16 protein-coding genes are annotated in these 18,032 nt (G+C 55.0%); all 16 read left to right on the plus strand.

Features of this window, described 5'->3' with window-relative positions:
• Positions 1–747: zinc transporter ZupT (gene zupT / locus Q7U71_04490; GenBank protein ID MDO9391016.1), on the plus strand; the 747-nt coding region annotated here is incomplete at its 5' end.
• Between the two features lie 27 nt (positions 748–774).
• The gene (locus tag Q7U71_04495; protein MDO9391017.1) at positions 775–1,248 is read left to right on the plus strand and encodes an NUDIX pyrophosphatase; all 474 of its coding nucleotides are present in this window, start codon (positions 775–777) and stop codon (positions 1,246–1,248) included.
• Positions 1,245–3,125: a BatA domain-containing protein gene (locus tag Q7U71_04500; GenBank protein ID MDO9391018.1), complete on the plus strand. Its 1,881-nt coding sequence runs from the start codon at positions 1,245–1,247 to the stop codon at positions 3,123–3,125. The genes Q7U71_04495 and Q7U71_04500 overlap by 4 nt, the downstream gene beginning before the upstream one ends.
• Before the next feature lie 243 nt (positions 3,126–3,368).
• On the plus strand, positions 3,369–4,391 hold the full coding sequence (locus Q7U71_04505; protein ID MDO9391019.1) for a hypothetical protein: 1,023 nt from the start codon (positions 3,369–3,371) through the stop codon (positions 4,389–4,391).
• A gap of 165 nt (positions 4,392–4,556) precedes the next feature.
• Positions 4,557–5,849, plus strand: a complete 1,293-nt coding sequence (locus Q7U71_04510) for an oligosaccharide flippase family protein (protein ID MDO9391020.1) — start codon at positions 4,557–4,559, stop codon at positions 5,847–5,849.
• On the plus strand, positions 5,846–7,114 hold the full coding sequence (locus Q7U71_04515) for a glycosyltransferase (GenBank protein ID MDO9391021.1): 1,269 nt from the start codon (positions 5,846–5,848) through the stop codon (positions 7,112–7,114). Before Q7U71_04510 ends, Q7U71_04515 begins: the two co-directional genes overlap by 4 nt.
• A 12-nt stretch (positions 7,115–7,126) precedes the next feature.
• Positions 7,127–7,756: a PIG-L deacetylase family protein gene (locus Q7U71_04520; protein ID MDO9391022.1), complete on the plus strand. Its 630-nt coding sequence runs from the start codon at positions 7,127–7,129 to the stop codon at positions 7,754–7,756.
• Positions 7,757–7,791: 35 nt separating this feature from the next.
• The gene (locus tag Q7U71_04525; GenBank protein MDO9391023.1) at positions 7,792–8,478 is read left to right on the plus strand and encodes a WbqC family protein; all 687 of its coding nucleotides are present in this window, start codon (positions 7,792–7,794) and stop codon (positions 8,476–8,478) included.
• A 7-nt stretch (positions 8,479–8,485) separates the two neighbouring features.
• The gene (locus Q7U71_04530; GenBank protein ID MDO9391024.1) at positions 8,486–9,469 is read left to right on the plus strand and encodes a glycosyltransferase; all 984 of its coding nucleotides are present in this window, start codon (positions 8,486–8,488) and stop codon (positions 9,467–9,469) included.
• On the plus strand, positions 9,469–10,440 hold the full coding sequence (locus Q7U71_04535; protein ID MDO9391025.1) for a methyltransferase domain-containing protein: 972 nt from the start codon (positions 9,469–9,471) through the stop codon (positions 10,438–10,440). Before Q7U71_04530 ends, Q7U71_04535 begins: the two co-directional genes overlap by 1 nt.
• Positions 10,437–12,251 (plus strand): glycosyltransferase family 9 protein, encoded by a 1,815-nt coding sequence (locus tag Q7U71_04540; GenBank protein ID MDO9391026.1) that lies wholly within the window; start codon positions 10,437–10,439, stop codon positions 12,249–12,251. Before Q7U71_04535 ends, Q7U71_04540 begins: the two co-directional genes overlap by 4 nt.
• Positions 12,252–12,332: 81 nt before the next feature.
• Positions 12,333–13,493 carry a glycosyltransferase family 4 protein gene (locus Q7U71_04545; GenBank protein ID MDO9391027.1) on the plus strand — a complete coding sequence of 387 codons (1,161 nt, stop codon included), beginning with the start codon at positions 12,333–12,335 and terminating at the stop codon, positions 13,491–13,493.
• A complete protein-coding gene (locus tag Q7U71_04550; protein MDO9391028.1) occupies positions 13,490–14,359 on the plus strand; it encodes an SDR family oxidoreductase in 870 nt (289 codons plus the stop codon). The genes Q7U71_04545 and Q7U71_04550 overlap by 4 nt, the downstream gene beginning before the upstream one ends.
• Positions 14,350–14,748: a WxcM-like domain-containing protein gene (locus Q7U71_04555; protein ID MDO9391029.1), complete on the plus strand. Its 399-nt coding sequence runs from the start codon at positions 14,350–14,352 to the stop codon at positions 14,746–14,748. Before Q7U71_04550 ends, Q7U71_04555 begins: the two co-directional genes overlap by 10 nt.
• A 30-nt stretch (positions 14,749–14,778) precedes the next feature.
• Complete coding sequence (locus tag Q7U71_04560; protein ID MDO9391030.1) at positions 14,779–15,795, plus strand: SDR family NAD(P)-dependent oxidoreductase; 1,017 nt, start codon at positions 14,779–14,781, stop codon at positions 15,793–15,795.
• A 59-nt stretch (positions 15,796–15,854) separates the two neighbouring features.
• The coding region (locus tag Q7U71_04565) for a hypothetical protein (protein ID MDO9391031.1) at positions 15,855–18,032 on the plus strand (2,178 nt) is incomplete at its 3' end.

Raw genomic sequence — 18,032 nt, forward strand, 5'->3', positions numbered from 1 at the left:
ACCATGGTGGGCAGTTTTCTGGTGCTGTTCACCAAAAAGACCAGCACCAGGGTGTTGTCGGTCTCCCTGGGTTTTTCGGCCGGGGTGATGGTCTATGTCTCGTTCATGGAATTGCTGCCCGAGGCCCGCTTAAGGCTGGTCTCGCACTTCGGGAGCCAGGCCGGAAGCTGGTATGCGGTGGCCGCCTTCTTCGGCGGGGTGCTGCTGATCGGGATCATAGACAAACTGGTGCCGGCCATCGAAAACCCCCACGAGACCCACGCCGCCAAGGAACTGAAGGACAAGAAGAACATAGACCTGCTGCGGATGGGAACCTTCACCGCTTTGGCCATCGCCATCCACAACTTCCCCGAGGGCATGGCCACGTTCACCGCCACGCTCAAGGACCCCACCCTGGGGCTGTTCATCGCCGTGGCCATCGCCATACACAACGTACCCGAGGGGATTGCCGTGGCGGTTCCTATTTATCATGCCACCGGCAGCAAACGCAAGGCCCTGTGGTATTCGTTCCTTTCGGGAGTGGCCGAACCGCTGGGGGCGGTGGCGGCCTACCTGCTGTTCCATGAATACCTGACCGATGCTGTCTTCGGGGTACTTTTGGCGGCGGTGGCCGGGATCATGGTGTTCATCTCCTTCGACGAGCTTTTCCCCACCGCCCGGGAGTGCGGCCAGCACCACCTGGCCATCTACGGGCTGCTGGCCGGCATGGCGGTGATGGCGGTGAGCATGCTGATGTTTGTAAAGTGAAAATACAAAAACAGTAAGGGCAATACGATGTCCAGAGCTCCTTTTCAAATACTGGTTTTACCATATTGCTTTAATGATGCTGCCAAGAAGCATGAATATGCAATATTTAAAAGGTCTGATGGGGACTATTGGCAGTTCATTGCCGGAGGAGGTGAGACCGGAGAGACATTTTTGGAAGCGGCAAAAAGAGAATCATGGGAAGAGGCGAAAATACCGGAAGAAGCACAATATTTTCAATTAATGACAAGCAATTCAATTCCCGTAAATGCTTTTACAGATCCTTTGCAATGGGGCAGGGATATTTATGTGATCCCGGAAATATGTTTTGCGGTTGAACTGAGGGGCAATAAAATGGTCTTGTCGGAAGAGCATACGGAATATCAGTGGTTGGGTTATGAAGATGCCTATAATTTGTTAAAATACGACAGCAACAAAACAGCTTTGTGGGAACTCAATCAAAGGTTGCTAAAAACGGTAAGCAATGAGCTAACCAACCAATGACTTTTCTCACCTTCGCCAATCCCGCCGGCCTCTGGTTCCTGCCCCTGGCCGGGCTGCCGCTTTTGATCCACCTGTTCCGGAGACGGCGGGCCGGAGTGATCCCTTTTCCCGACATCCGGTTGCTGCAGCAGGTTCAGAACGCCGCGGTCCGGCCCAGCCGGATCAGGGAATATCTGCTGCTGGCGGTGCGCACCTGGATCATTCTTCTTCTGGCATTGTCCCTGGCCCGGCCCGCAGTCAACCTGAACCTGCCGGGCTGGCTTAGCGGGGATTCGCAGACCTGGGTCATCATCGTCGACAACTCGGCCAGCATGGCGGCCGTCAGCCAGGATACCACTATGCTGGGAAGGGCAAAACAGAGAGCCCGGCAGATGTTTACCGGGCTGGGGCCCAACGCCAGATCGGCGGTGGTTTCGGCCGTGCCGGGCAGCCCGGTGGTCTGCGGACTGTCATCCCCCTCCATGGCCGAACGCGCGGTGGCCGCGCTGCCCCAGACCGAGCTCGGAACCGACCTGGAGGGTTCGATCCAGACGGCAGCCAGGATACTTGAGGCCGCAGGGGTTTCCGGAGGAAGGATCATAGTATTTTCTGACCTGCAGAGGACGGCCTTTGGTCCCAAACTTTCGCCCCTTGGCAAACTGCCCGGCGCCCCGCCGGTCACGGTACACCAGATAAAACCATCCCGGAGCCTGAACAACCTGATCTGGGAAAAGATCCAGGTAAAGCCGCTGATCAATAAGATCATCGTCCGGGCCAGGGCTCTGGGCGGGCAGACGCCCCAGGTCGGACTGGCGGCCGGCGGCAAGACCATATATCAGGCAAGCTCCCGGCCAGCCCCGGACGGAACGATCTCCATAAACTTTGGTTTGCCGGACCGGGATTCTCTTTTCCTTTATACCTCCGGTGATGACCTGCCGCTGGACGACAAGTATTACCTGGCGGCTGCGGTCCCGGCCGTTAAAAAGGTCCTGCTGTTTTCGGACGAGACGGATAACGGGGGCGATCATCTCTACCGGGCCTTTGCGGCCATGGCCCAGGCCGGTTACGAAATAAAGCGGGCCAGCATCTGGAATAGCCAGTATTCTAAGGGCTTTGATCTGGTGGTGGTGGCCAAAGCCTCAATTGACAGGGCTTTGCAGGCAGGAATCATAAAATCAGTGCATAACGGCGCGGGTTTGCTGGTTGCCCCGCCGCTCAATTCCGACCGGGAACAATACCAGGGGCTGCTGAAACAGTTTTCCGACATCACTCTTTCGGGTCTGGCGGACTCGTTGTCCCATAACCTCTATCGCCTGAACAAAACCGGCAGAGATGAAGGACTCTTAAGCGATCTCAGTCCGGCCGAGCTGGAGGCAGTCAGGATAAAAACATATTGGAAGGCCTTCACCCGGCAAAATACAGTTTTAGCCATCAACCGGTCCGACCCGGCGCTGATCTTTGGCTCCGGTCAGAAGTTTAAAACGGCGGTTCTCCTGACCGGAGGACAAACCGGTTTTGGCGATCTGGTTTTTAAGCCGGCCTTTCTGGTGATGCTGTTGCAAACTGCAGACCACCTGACCCAAAAAAACGGCCGGCAGTTGGTGACCGGATCAGAAGGAACCAACTCCGGCGGAAACCCGGAAACAAGGCAAAGATCCGGATGGGATAAAACGGAAGAGGGTGTGCCGGGAGCGGTGAACATCAAGGCAGAGGAGTCAGACCTGGCTCCGGTTTCCGATCCAGAACTTAAGACAGTTCTGCAAAACATTTCGTGGCAGTCTGCCGCAGCAGGCCCAGAAGCGATTCCGGCACAAAGCCCGGCAGCCAGACTGTTCCTTTTTTTAGCCGGAACAGTGCTTATTTTGGAGATGATTTTACGGGCGAAACTAAAAACATGAAAAAAAGCAAAAATTTATTTGACAAAACGCCTAAAATATGTTAATAATTATGTTCTTGAGGTCTAAAAGCTTATCCAGCCGGAGGTCACTTTCTTGTTTAAGAAAAAACACCCCGTCGACCAGTTGTCATAAACACATATAGTTATTTAAATTTTTACGTCAGGAAACTCAGTTCTTCCAATAAAAAACAATGCCCGGCAGTTTTAAAGATCTTAAACAATCATAAAGTAAGGGGAGAATACTATGGCAGGCAATAAAAGCCCGAATTTGAGCGGCATGATAATGGTGCTGGCTCTTTCGGCGCTATTGACAGTGGGCGCGGTGCTGGGCGTGGCTTTGGGCACCTGGCCCGGAGGCGGAACCCCGGCCCAGCCGGGCGCAGCTGATCCCAAGCTGGAGATGTTTGCCTCAACTGCCAGCCGCCTGACCGGCTTCATATTTTTCACCTATCCCGACGAGGTCAAAGATTACATGAGCCCGGTGCTGTCTGACCTGAAGTCAAAACTTCCGGCTCTTAAATCGATCACCGTCACCGATCCCGCCGGCCTGATAGTGGGCTCGGACGTAGAGGACCAGATCGACAAGACCTACCAGCTGCCCAAGGGGGCCAAGCCCCCGGCCGGTGATAAGCTGGAGATCCAGGAGCTAGCCCCGGGCCGGCTCCTGGTGGCCGTACCCGCTGTCTACAACAACAAGATCAAGGGCGGGCTCCGGATGCTGGTGGAACTGCCCCAGGCCAAGGGTTCCAGCGGCGGCAGCAAAAGCATGGTGATCATCATCGGACTGGTGGCCATGCTGATAGGACTGATCGTCCCGATCGCGGCCGTACCGGCCATGACCAAACAATTATCCGCGGCCTCGGCGGCCCAGGTGCCTGCCGGAAAAGCCCAGGCCATGAAGGCCGAAGAGATCTCCATCAACACCAGGCTGGAAGCCATGCGCCGGGAGCTGGGCAAGGCCGAGGAACTGAAGGCCGAGCAGGACGGGCTGTCGGCCGAGGTGGAATCCCTGCGCAAGCAGCAGGTCGAGGAGAACGCCACGCTGGAAGGGCTGAAGAAGGAAGTGACCGAACTGGGGGCCCAGATGGAACAGCGGCGCCAGCTGCTTGAGGCCACGCCCGAAGAACGTCACGCCCAGCTGACCCAGGAGGACCGCGACCTGATGCAAAAGATCATCAACCATAAAAAAGAAGAGCTGGCCCTGGCCCAGAAGATCCAGGACATCCGGCGCAAGGTGATAGAGCTGGAAAAGCGCACCAAGGCCTAAACAATCAGCAATGTCCGGGCTGCGGAAATATTAAAAGACGGGGCAGAATTAAAATCTCCCCGTCTTTTGCTAAAGATCGGTCAGGGCAGTTTTACTTTTCCGTTCACGGCAGGATCTCAGCGACCGGCCCCGGCGGGCCGGCAATAAATCATTAAAGACAGGTTGATGAAAAAATTCGGCGCCTTAAGCCTGCAGACCTTTTTGTACCAGGCCCTGGGAATGTTGCTGGGCCTGGGGTGCGGGGTGATAGTGGCCCGGTACCTGGGCCCCACCGCCAAAGGGGCCATAGCCCTGTACGGACTGATAGCCGGCTTTTTGGCGCTGGCGGGCAATCTGGGCCTGGGCCTGGCCAATGTCCACCTGGTCGGCAGCGGGCAGATAATGCCGGGGCGGGCCTGGGCCAATTCCCTTTACCTGGCGGTGCTGACCGGGTCTTTATTGGCCGTACTGACCATTTTCCTTTTCCCGGTCCTGGGGATCGTCGTGAAAAGGCCTGTGGATATGGGCCTTTTGGGCATCGTATTGTGTGGGCTGCCGTTGCTGTTGTTGCTGGACTACCAGATAAACCTGCTGCGGGGCCTGGGCGACCTGGAGGGATTCAATCAGGCCGGACTGATGCGACAGGCCGGAAGGCTGGCAGCATTGGGCCTGCTGGTGGCGGCCTTTAAAGGCTTTGTGGCCTCGGCCCTGTGGGCGGCCAATATTTCGATCCTGCTGGCGGTGCTGTGGAGCGGATACCGTCTCACTAAAAAGATCCCATTGTCCCTGGTCCCGTCATGGCGCGGCCTGAAAAAATCATTAAGCTACGGGATGAAGGGCCAGCCCGGCCAGATAATCCAGTTCTTCAATTACCGGCTGGACCTGATCCTGCTGGCCTTGTTCTGGACCAACCGCGAAGTGGGCATCTATGCCACCGCGGTTTTTTTGGCCGAACTGATCTGGTACATTCCGGCGGCGGTCTCCACCGTGCTGCTGCCGGCGGTCTCCTCGGCAGACTCTGAGGCCCGGGCCCGGGACATCAGCCTCAAGGCCATCCGGCATACCGTATTCCTGAGCCTGGCGGCAGCGGCCACCCTGGCCGTTACGGCCCAGTGGCTGATAACAACGCTTTACGGGCCGTCCTTTGCCCCGGCCGTCCGGGCCCTGCAGGTGCTTCTTTTCGGGGTAGTGATGCTGGCCCCGGCCAAGCTGATAGTCAGCCATCTGGCCGGGGTGGGAAAATCGCAGTATGTCAGTTACCTGGCCTTAAGCGGGCTGGGCCTGACCCTGCTGCTGGATGTCATCCTGATCCCCAGGTTCGGGATGATAGGAGCGGCCTGGGCCTCGGCTGCCGCCTACAGCTGCTCCGGCCTGCTTTCCCTGTACTGGCTCAAGCGCCATCTGATGGTGGAGATAATCCCCAGCCTGATCCTCAACAAGGAGGACTGGCAGGAATACCGGGAGCTGATCAATCTATGAAAAAAGTGCTGCTGCTGACCTCGCTGGAAGTGCCTTTCCGCGGCAATCTGATAGAGGGGCAGTTCCTGGCTCCGATCCTGGGGTCCGGAAAAAGCTTGCCCGGACTGGAATTCAGGTATCTGTCATTGGCTCCGTTCATGTTCTATACCGGGCGCCGCCGGCCTTTTAAAACATATCTGGCTGGACTGGCCAAACGGAAGGCGATAAGATCATTCACCTCCGGCCTGGGCTGCCGGACCGACATCTGGACGATAGGGTTCCCGTTATTTCCCCGTGATTTCAATTTGACCAGGGCCAAATATTACATGTATCTGGCTTCAGCGCTGGGGCCGTTCTTCGTTTATCTTTTGTTGTTTCGTCCCGGTCTGGTGATCGCCCGCAGTTATCCGGCGGCGTCGCTGGCCTTGCTGGCCAAGAAATTATTAAGGATCCCATATGTTTTTGACCTGCGCGGAATGTACCCCGAAGAATCCGCCAATGCCGGGATATTTGCCGCCGGCTCGCCGGACCACCGGTTCTGGAAAGGACAGGAAATATCCCTGATATCCCAGGCGGCACTGAACATAGTGGTGTCGGAGCCGTTCGCCGAATATCTGAAGACCATTGATCCCGAAGCACCTTCCCTGGTAATTCCCTGCTGCGTGGATCAGCATAAAATGAAATTCGATCCGGTCCGCCGGGAAGCAGTAAAAAAGCAATACGTCCTGAAGGACCGGTTCGTGCTGCTGCACCTGGGATCATTCGGCACTCCCGGGGACCGGGGGTTGGTAGCTACCTACCTGCAGCGTTTTAAAAAAACAAGACCGGAAGCCTTCCTGGTGGTAGCTTCGAGTACTCCGGCTTTCGCCCCCTTCATACACCAAGCATTCAGGGATGCCGGACTGAAAGAGGGCGATTACATGCTGGTCAATCCTTCTTCGCCGGAGCAGCTTTCCCAGATGCTGGCTTTGGGAGACGCCGGCCTGATCCTTGAACGGAAAGCGTCCAACACCAAGATCTGCCTGTCGGTCAAGCTGGGGGAATACCTGGCTGCCGGTCTCCCGGTGATCTGCACCCCGTTTGTGGAAGGTGCGGCCCGGCTGATCAGAGAATATGATTGCGGGCTGGTGGTGGACCCTGAGGCCGGTGAACCGGTGGAAAAGGAAAAGAAATTCATAGAGGATCATCCCCGCCTGCGGAAGAACGGTTTTAAGCTGGTGGACGAAGTGCTTTCCCTCAACCGCTGCCATGACCTGTGGCGGCAGGCCATCAAACAGATAAAATAAAAGGGTTGCCTCATGTTCAAAAAAGTGCTGGTGCTGGCGCCCCATACCGACGACGGAGAGTTCGGCTGCGGGGGATTAATGGCCAAACTGCTGAAGCAGAAGGCCCAGGTGCATTATGCCGCGTTCTCCTCGGCCGAAAAATCGCTGCCCAAAGGGGCCGACCCCGACACCCTTAAAAAGGAGCTGCAGGCGGCCCTGGACAGCCTGGGGCTTAAGAAACAGCACCGGATCATCTATGATTATCCGGTGCGTGATTTTCCCCAGTACCGCCAGGCCATACTGGACGACCTGATCCGGCTGAAAAGAAAGATCGATCCCGATCTGGTGCTGATGCCCTGTTTCAACGACACCCATCAGGACCATCTGACGATCGCCCAGGAGGGTTTCCGAGCCTTCAAGGACCGCACCATCCTGGGTTACGAGATCCCCTGGAACAACAAGACCTTCGAGACCCAGTCCTTCGTGCTGCTGGAGCCGCGCCACGTCGAAGCCAAGATCAAGGCCCTGAAGTGCTACAAGTCCCAGCTGGGGCGGTTTTACGCCAATCCGGAATTCATCCGGGCGCTGGCCACCACCAGGGGGACGCAGATCGGGGCCCGTTATGCCGAGGCCTTTGAGGTCATCCGCTGGGTTCTCAAGTAACTTCAATCCGGTCATCTGGGATTGACTGAAACAAAATGATCGTCGCCGCCCATCAGCCGAATTACCTGCCGTGGGCGGGCTATTTTTACAAAATGGCCCGCTGCGACGTGTTTGTCTTTCTGGACAGCGTCCAGTATTCACGAACCTCATACACCGCCCGGTGTTCCATCAAACAAAGCGACGGCCGGGCCAGCTGGCTCTCGGTGCCGGTGCTCAAGAAGGGCCGCTACTTTCAAAACGTCAGCGAAGTGACCATAGACAATCAGCGGCCGTGGCAATCTGAGCACCTGAAGACATTGGAATCATGCTATTCCCGGACACCTTATTTCAAAGAATATACCTGGCTGTTGGACCTGGTTTGCCGCCAAAAATGGGAGAACCTTTCACAGCTGAACCGGGCGGTAATAATCAAGCTGGCAGAGCACTTGGGGATAAAGGCAAAATTCGCAAACCTCTCAGATCTTGAGGCCGCCGGGAAGTCTACGGAAATGCTGGTTTCGCTGTGCCGGAGTTTAAAGGCGGATGAATATCTCTCCGGGGCCGGGGGCGAGAATTACCTGGGCCAGGAACTATTTCAACAGGCTGGGATAGACCTTAAATACACGGAGTACCAGCCTCAGCCGTATCCCCAACTTTGGGGAGAATTCGTGCCCGGGTTGTCGGCAATGGACCTGCTGTTCAACTGCGGACTGGAGGAAACCCGTAAAATGATAATTCCGTGAAACGGACATGAAGATCATCTTGGCCGGAGTGTTCAATGTCCCCTGGTCCACCAACCATTTCATGAAGAAGAATCTGGAACGGCTGGGGCATCAGGTATTGCCGTTCGAGCTGGACTGGTCGCACCCCCGCCCTTTGGCCTTAAACGAACGGTTGTGGTTCAAGCTCTCTTCCTCCATCAAAGCTCAATCCCTGGGAAGGAAACTGCTGGGACTGGCCCGGTCCCAAGCACCTGATGCCGTGATCGTAGTCAAAGGAAAGCGGCTGGATCCCGGGATAACAAAGCAGCTGGCCCGGCAGACGCTGGTGGCCTACCGGTACATGGATGCCCCGCTCCACCGGTTTGTAGCAGATCATTCCAAAGCCAGCCGGTTTATCTTTGTCACCGGCAAACATCTGGTAGAACCATTATCCCTGATCACCGGACGGAACAATGTTCACCACCTGCTGGAAGGCTGTGACCCCGAGGTCCATAAACCCGCAGGTTATGATCAGAGCTATGCCTGCGACGTGGCTTTTGCGGGGGCTCCGGCGCCTGACAGGATAAATCTCCTCAGAGCCTGTCGCCAGGCGGGGTATAAGGTAAAGATCTGGGGCCAGCCGGGCTGGCCCCGGGATCTGGATTACACCGGGAAGTTCGCCTACGGCGAAGGATTGGCGAAGGTCTGCTCCTCGGCCAAGATCGTCCTGGGGATCAACAGCCGCAACGACCACCCCGGCTACTTTTCCGACCGGGCCTTGCTGGTCCTGGCCTGCCGGGGTTTTCATCTGACACACTATGTTCCGGGGCTGGAAGACTATTTTGACAACCTCAAACATCTGGCATGGTTCAAGGATCAAACCGGGATGCTGAAAATCATAAAAGAATATATCGGCAACGACTCTGCCCGGGCCGGGATAGCCGCAGCCGGACAGGCATTGGTCTATCAAAAGTACACCTGGGAAAGATCCCTGAAGTCCATGATGGAAATCATAGAACAGAAGAAACGCTGATGCGCCGGCAGTTGCTGGAAATACTGCAATGCCCAAGCTGCCGTCAAAGCGACTGGCAGCTTGAGTTACTGAAGGAGGACGGCCGGGAGATCCGCCAGGGAAGCGTGGTTTGCCTGGCCTGCCGCAATATCTATCCCATAAACAATGGAATTTTAGATTGTCTGGTCGGTTCCCATCCCTGGATAGCCAGCGCTCAAAGAAGCTATCACCGATCAAAGTTCTCAACCGCCAACAAATGGAGCCCCGGACAGCTAGCCCGGCGGGAGCACCTGGAAAGTACATATACTAGTGACAGCCGGATCAACTTTGCCCAGCTGATGGATCGATTGCCGGCCGGAGATGGCTGGGCTCTGGACCTGGGCGCCGGAACCGGGTGGACCACATCTCAGATAGCGGCCCTGGGCTACAGGGGCATTGCCCTGGACATCAGCTCCGACAACAAGCTGGAGCTGGGAGAATGTTTTTTCGATCCCAACATTTACTTCGACCGGATACTGGCCGACATGAACCGGCTGCCGTTCAAAACTCAGTCGCTGTCCCTGGCGTCCGCCTCGGCCGCCCTGCATCACAGCTATGATCTGAGCGGAGCGGTCCGGGAAATAAGCCGGACGCTGGTCCCTGGCGGACGGCTGGAGCTGGCCAACGAGCCGGTGAAGGGGCTGGCCGAGGCTTTTGGGTCCGGGCCCGGCATCGAGGACGAGGATGTCAAGGAAGCCACCTATTCACTGGCCGCCTGGAAAAGAGCGCTGGCCGGCTGCGGGTTCAAAAGCACGGTCTACTTCCCCCAGAGCATTCAAATGCGGCTGGAGAAAAACAATTTTAATCCCCGGCACAAATTTTTAATTGCCGCCCGGGTGGTTTCCGGCCTGGCCAGAACGGCTCCGGGACTGCTGTTCGGGGGGCTCAGTCTTAAACTGGGCCATCTGCTGTTCGGCCTGCCCCTGTCGCTTTCGGCCAGAAAGATGAAATGAAACCAGGTTTTTCCATAATCATCCCCACCTACAACACCCTTCCTTATCTGAAACTTTGTCTTAAAAGTTTTAAGGAAAACTCGGCCCATCCCCACCAGATAATAGTCTGCGCCGATGGCTGCAGCGACGGCACCAACGAATATCTTAAAACCTATCCCGGGATCGACAAGGTCATCCTCGGCAAAAACCAAGGCATCTGCAGCACCACTAATCAGGCCGCCCGCCTGGCCAACCGGGAGTATCTGTTCCTGGCCAACGATGACCTGGTGGCCTCCCCCGGATGGGATGAAGCCTTGATGTCCATGGCCGAGTCTGACCGGGTCTTAAGCGGGGTCCAGGTAGAGCCGGGGTGGGTGCCGGTGGCGCCCTGCCATATCAAACGGGATTTTGGGCAGACCTTCGAAGAATTCCGGGAACAGGAATTCTTAACCTATGCCGGGTCAGAAAACCGGCAGAAGCAGGGGGCTTTTGAACCGGGGGTCAATTATCCCTTTTTGATCCACCGGAAATTATGGGAGCAGCTGGATGGATTGGACGAGCTCTTCAATCCGGGCCCCGGATCGGATCCCGATCTGTTCTACCGGCTGGCGCTGAAAGGAACGGAATTTTTACGGGTCCGCTCCAGCCTGTTCTATCATTTTGGAGGCCGGGCCTCGCGCTTTGCCGGAGAGTCGGGCCGCCAGTCTGACGCATGGAAACAGGCCGCCGCCGCCAGCCGCAAGGTATTTGCCAAAAAATGGGGAAGGCCCTGGGATTTTGGATTTGGCCAGGCGCCAAAAATAAAAAGGCCGGGGTCGCTGGCCTTTTTCGTCTGGGGCGGCATCGGCAATATGATCATGGCCCTGCCGGCCATCGAGGCCGCCAGGGAGGAACTGCCCGGAGCCAGGATTACGGTCATCGCTCAAAAGCAATCGATGCTCTCGCTGCTTCCTTCCGGGGTCCAAAATAAACTGGCGATATATGATCTGCAATACCGGGGGTTGAAGGGATCATGGAAATTGATCCAAGACCTCAGAAAACAAAAGCCGGAGATCACCTTTACCAGCTCTCCTTTCCCAGGGATCAGATACTGCCTGGTCTCCCTTATCTCCGGCGCCCGGGACAGGGTGTCGCCGGAACAGAGGAAATATGGTTTTTGCAACCTGAAGATACAAACCAAATCAAGGCATTATCTGGAACGCAATCTGGAACTGCTGCGGGCGGCAGGCATCGACCGGAAATTCCAGGGTTACGGCCTTTTGCTCACCCCGGAGGAAATAAAACAGGCGGAGGGATCGCTGCACCGGCTGAAAATTGAACCATCCAAACTGATCGGACTGCATCCGGGTGCGGGAAATCCTAAAAAACGGTGGTCCGGAGACAACTTCATTGCTTTGGGAAAGATCCTGACCGCCCAGGGATTTTCCCTTATGGTCTTTGGCGGCCCGGAGGAAAAGGGATTGGTGGAATATGTGGCCTTAAAGACCGGACCGGGAGCGGTTTCCATGGCCGGAGGCCATGACCTGATGGCCGCTCTGGCCTTGATCAAACATTGCCGGGCCTTTATTTCCAATGACAGCGGGCTGGCCCACTGTGCCGCAGCTTTGCTGGTTCCCACCCTGACAATCTTCGGCCCCACCGATCCGGCCTTAAGCCGGCCTTACGGGCCGTCGGCCAAAGCCGTTCAAAGTCCGGCAGAATGCAGTCCCTGCTATCATCCTGCCGACAAGTACGGCTGCCGGGAACCTGGTCCGCCATGCCTTTCCCAGGTCTCACCGGAGAGTGTTTTCAGGGAATTTCAGAAACTTTATAAATCAGTACAGGCCTGGTGAAAAAATATAAATCACCAGGCCTATTTTATTGACTTTTCGCACATCTTATGTTAACATAATCTGTTATAATTCAAGGTAATAGTGAAAGTATTATTCTTCGACCATTCCCCGGTTTTTGGCGGGGCGGAGCAAAGCCTGTTTTCGGTTTTGCCGGCCTTAAAATCTCCCATAGTACCGGTTTTACTGGCATCTCAGGACAGCATCCTGAAAAAAAAAGCCCAAAGTCATAATATCAGCTTCCGGACCATAAAATTAAGCCCCAGGCTGGCATCATTGTCCCGGGGGCGGCTGGCTGGAAACGTATTAAATCCGTTTCTATGGATTGACATCACAAAGGCCAAAAAGGCTTTGGTCGAGGCGGTCCAAAAAGAAGAAGCCGACCTTGTTTATGCCAATACTCTGAAGGCCGCCATCATACTGGGGCTCTGCCGGAAAAAGGTCAAACTGCCGATTGTGTGGCATGTCCGGGTTATAGTATCCGGGCCGTCGTCGGTTTTGCTGGGGCTGGCCGGCAGGATCAGCCAACCAAAGCTCATAGCAGTTTCCCGGGCGGTGGCCGCCCAGCCGGCCCTGAAGTTCAGTGCCATTGCACCGAAAGTCATTCACAACGGGATAGACCAGGAAAAATGGGTCTTTGCCAGCCGGCAGCAAAAACCGGAAGAGATCAAAAACAAACTGGGGGTCAAGCCGGGAGAATCTTTGATCGGAGTATTCGGCCAGCTTTCGGCCTGGAAGGGGCAGGAACACTCCATCAAGGCCCTGGCCCATCTTAAACGACGGGGGTTCCTGTGTAAGCTGCTTTTGGCCGGGGACGCCATTTTTGCCGAAAAGGGCTATCCGGAACACCTAAAAGAACTGGCCGGATCCCTGAATGTTTCCGGGGAAATAATTTTTTCCGGCTGGCTGGAAAACACCGCCCCTTACATGGCGGCGGCCGACATCATTGTCCACACCCCGGTAAAACCGGAACCTTTCGGGAGGGTGCTGATCGAGGCCATGGCTTTGGGCAAGCCGGTAGTATCGGTTAAGAGCGGGGGGATACCCGAGATCATAGACCACGGACGGAGCGGGCTGCTGCTGGAAAACCACGGTGAACTGCCTTTTGTGCTGGAAAAGTTATTGTGCCAGCCGGCCCAGGCCAAGGTTCTGGGAGACGAGGCCCGGCGACAGGTGCAATCAAGGTTCAATCTTTCGGACACGGTTTCAAAGATCTCGGATTTTTTGATGGAGGCCGGGCGGTGAACATTCTGATAACCGGTGGTACCGGAATGCTGGGACACCTGTTGGTGAATCATTTCAAGTCCCGGCACAGGGTAATTTATACCACCCATCGGGATGCCATCAGCATTGCCGGGGGGGAACAAATGTCCTGGGATCTGACCCAGGGGCGAAAAACTTTAAGCGGAATAGATGCGGTGATCCATACCGCCGCCATGACCAACGTGGATCAATGCCAGCAATATCCCGAGCAGGCTTATCAGGCAAATGTCTTGGCCACCCGCAATGTGGTGAACGCAGTTTCCGGAGCCCATATCATTTATATATCCACCGATTTTGTGTTTGACGGGACCAAGGGAAATTACTCAGAAGATGATCCACCCTCACCTATCTCCGTCTATGGCCGGACCAAATTGGAGGGAGAGGGAGAGATCCCAAAAGACGGGTGCACCATTCGCACCAGCATTTACGGGCTTGGCAGCGACCCCCAAAGGCCGGGGATGGTGGAAAAAGTGGTCGCCCGTTTGCGGAACGGGGAAACGGTCAATGGTTTTACTGACCAGACATTCACCCCGATTTCCACCGGAAACCTGGCGCTTTTCCTGGAAGAGGTAATGGAACGGCATTTGACGGGAATATACAATATAGGCAGCAGGCAGCCCTGCACCAAACACGAATTCATCAGGTCCGCCGCCCGGGCGTTTGGTTTCGATCCCGAAGCCGTCAAACCGGGCTTGTCTTCTGCGGTAAGTTACCTGGCGCCCCGGCCCCGGGACGTATCGCTGGATACCGGCAAGTCACGGAAAACATTTAAGGCCGAAGCCTGGGACCTGGAAAAAAGTTTTAAAGCCCTAAAACTTGAATGGGAGAACCGCCGTCAATGGAAGTAAAGAAACTCGATATAAAGACCGACCAGCGGGGCTGGCTGGCGGAGGTCCTGCGGCGCGAAAGCCTGCATCCGGGCAGGGAGGCCTTCGGCCAGTTCTTCGTGACCACCGCCCATCCAGGCATCTCCAAGGGGCACCACTATCATCTGCGCAAGCACGAATGGTTTTGCGTCATCAAGGGCCGGGCGCTACTGGTGCTGGAGGACATAGATACAAAACAGCGGACCGAGATCCCCATGGGTGAAGATAACATGGTAACGGTGGAGCTGCCCCTGAAGTCGGCCCATGCCATCAAAAACACCGGACAGGACATGATGTACCTGCTGGCCTACACCGACGAGCCATTCAACCCGGAGGATATAGATACTCATCCCTATAAATTGAATATTTAATTTTCGCCAGACCATCACAAGGAGCCTATTGTGTTTTTGAATAAGAATGTATTGATCACCGGGGGTACCGGTTCCTTCGGGCACTACATCGCCAAAATGCTTTTAAAGAAGAGTCCCAGGAAGATCATCATATTCAGCCGGGACGAAAAGAAGCAGGACGACATGCGCTACGAATTCCGCTCCAGCCCCCAGGTGGAGTTCATCATCGGTGATGTCCGCGACTACACCTCGGTCAAAAGCGCGATGAAGGGTGTGGATGTGGTTTTCCACGCGGCGGCCTTAAAGCAGGTACCTTCCTGCGAATACAATGTCCGGGAAGCGGTGCTCACCAACGTCATCGGGGCCCACAACATCATCACCGCCTGCCGGGAGGAAGGGGTGCCCCGGGTGATCGCCATCTCCACCGACAAGGCGGTAAAGCCGGTGAACACCATGGGCATGACCAAGGCCCTTCAGGAGAGGCTGTTCATCTCGGCCAACCTGGAGGCCCGCAAGAAATCCCCGATCTATGCCTGCGTCCGTTATGGGAATGTGATAGGTTCCCGGGGCAGCGTCATCCCTCTATTTCAGAAACAGCTGGAGCACGGCGGTCCGTTGACCATCACCCATCCCGGCATGACCCGGTTTGTGCTGACCCTGGGCCAGGCCATTGACCTGGTATTCTGGGCTGCTTTAAAGGCCAAAGGCGGCGAGATCTTCGTGAAAAAACTGCCGGCCCTGCTGGTGAAGGATCTGGCGGAGGTGATGGCCGCCACTGGAGGTAAAAAAACAGCCATCAAGAACATCGGGGTGCGTCCCGGGGAAAAGATCCACGAGGCCCTGATCTCCGAAGAGGAGTCGATGAGGACGGTGGATTCCGGCAGCCACTACATTGTGCTGTCACCGTTGAATGGGGCGGATCCGGACGGCCATTACCGCAAACACAAGAAAGTTGAATTATTTGAGTACAGCTCGGGCACCGCGGGAAAATTGGGCAAACCCCAGATACTGGAACTGTTAAAAAGAGAGGGCTGGATCAGTAGATCTGGAGATAGAAAAGTAATTTGAAGACAAGTGGAACATATAGAAGAAGCCTGCGGTTTCCGGGGAGCATCATTCTGCTTATAGTGTCTCTGATTCTGGCTGGGCATGTCTCCCGGGCTTTCGCCCTTAATGCCGACAGTCTGGGGGGCAATCCCTGGACCGCGTACCTGCGGAGCAATGCAGCGGATACGGTCAACGGGCCATTGTGGATAAACCTTTGTAAATACGCGCAATTCACCGCCGATCCAAATAAGTACGGGATGTACTGGGACAATCACGGAATGGCCAGTGTAAGGGCGGTAAACTATGCACGGGGAGGATGGGGGATCCTGGCCAATCATCACGGGATTGATAACGGAGTTGATACAGCCAGCTATTGGCTGGAGGTTCGCTGCGATTCCACTGGTGGCGGCATTAAAATTGAGGGACAACAGAAAGCAATATTTCCCATTAAAGTAAACAATCCCAGTAAATACGGTGCCGGACTGGGGGTGTTTACGGATGAGGGATCAGGGATATACATAGATCACGGTGGGAGTCCCGGGGACCCCAATAGCAAGGCTATGTTCATAGAAAATAATTATTCCTCGATTGGTTACGGGTTGTATATGCTGGCCGCCCAGGGGAGCAAGGGCAGGATGTTGTGGTATGAAGACCGGGGAACCGGAAGAATGATGCGGACCCAGCAGTATGACCAGCTAAGGCCCAGTTTAACTGTGGTCTATAAAGATACAAACGGAGTCAATAAGGCAGACAGCTCCATGTATTACTGGTGGGGTTTGAAGGCTAGAAAGGTTGTGGCCGACACCTTTTATGGGGCTTTTGTGGGCAATATTCAAAATGTGGTAACATTAGCTAAAAATTCCGACAGTTTGGGTGGTGTGGCTGCCAAGGGATATCTTAGAAGCAATGTTCAGGATACCGCTACCGGGAATTTATATTTAAACAATGTAAAATGGCTGTTTCAAGCCAATGATTCCTTGTCGGGATACGGGCAACAGTGGCAAAACTATGGGCTGGCCAGCTTATATTCGGTCAATTACAATCCAGGTGGAACCAGCATCCTTGGTGTCAATAAGGGTATTGATAACAACGTGGATAAACGCTCATTTTGGATGACCATTCGCAGCGATTCCTCCGGGGGTGCCATAAGGATGTTTGGAAATTCTAAAGCAAACCAAATCATGGTAGTGGAAGGGGTAAGTCCCTCCGGAAGCGGAATCGGTATTTACAATCAGCAAGGAACTGGTCTTTATGTCAGCCATAGTGGGGATGGCCGGGGAATAGCCATTCAGAATGGCTTACAATCAACCGGGACAGGTTTGCGGATAGATAATCAGAATACGGGTACGGCATTGTATGTAGCGGACACCAAAAGCGGGAGAATGATAGTTACCTCTCAGGATTTGGCTGATAAACCGGCCATCACGGTGGGGTATAAATTCGGTCAGACCTTCCATGACAGCGCCATGTTGTACCATTGGGGGTTAAGGAGCAAAAAAGTTGTAGCCGATACTTTATGGGGCAGATTCATAGGAACCTCTGACAGCGCGGTGATTTCAGGCCGGACCAATCTCTTGAAAACGGGTATGGAATATCAAAGTGGCGATAAATTTTTAAGAACTGATAAAACAGACACGGCTAGGTTCGTAGTGTTTGACAGCATCAAGGCCGGGAAAATTGTTGACCTTAATGTGGCCAACAGTACAAATGCAAATTATCTGCTTTATGGGTCCAGTTTCTACAGCGGGACATCATATTTACGGAGCGATGCGGCGGACACTGCCAATGGACCATTGTGGATAAATCTGTGCAAATATGCCCAGTTCACAACCGAGCCAAACAAGTACGGGATGTACTGGGACAATTACGGAATGGCCAGCGTAAGGGCGGTAAACTATGCGCGTGGCGGGTGGGGAATACTTGCCAATCATCACGGGATAGACGACGGGGAGGATACTGCCAGCTTTTGGCTGGAGGTTCGATGCGATTCTACCGGTGGCGGAATCAAGATAGAGGGGCAACAGAAGGCGATATTCCCCATCAAGGTAAACAATCCCAGCAAATACGGTGCCGGGCTGGGGGTTTTTACGGATGAAGGTTCAGGGATATACATAGACCATGGCGGAAGTACGGGAGATACGAACAGCAAGGCCATGTTTATCGAGAATAACTGGTCTTCGGTGGGTTATGGGTTGTCCATGATAGCTGCCCAGGGCAGCAAGGGCAGAATGTTGTGGTATGAGGACCGGGGAACCGGA

The sequence above is a fragment of the bacterium genome (assembly GCA_030655055.1).
Classification (GTDB): domain Bacteria; phylum Edwardsbacteria; class AC1; order AC1; family EtOH8; genus UBA5202.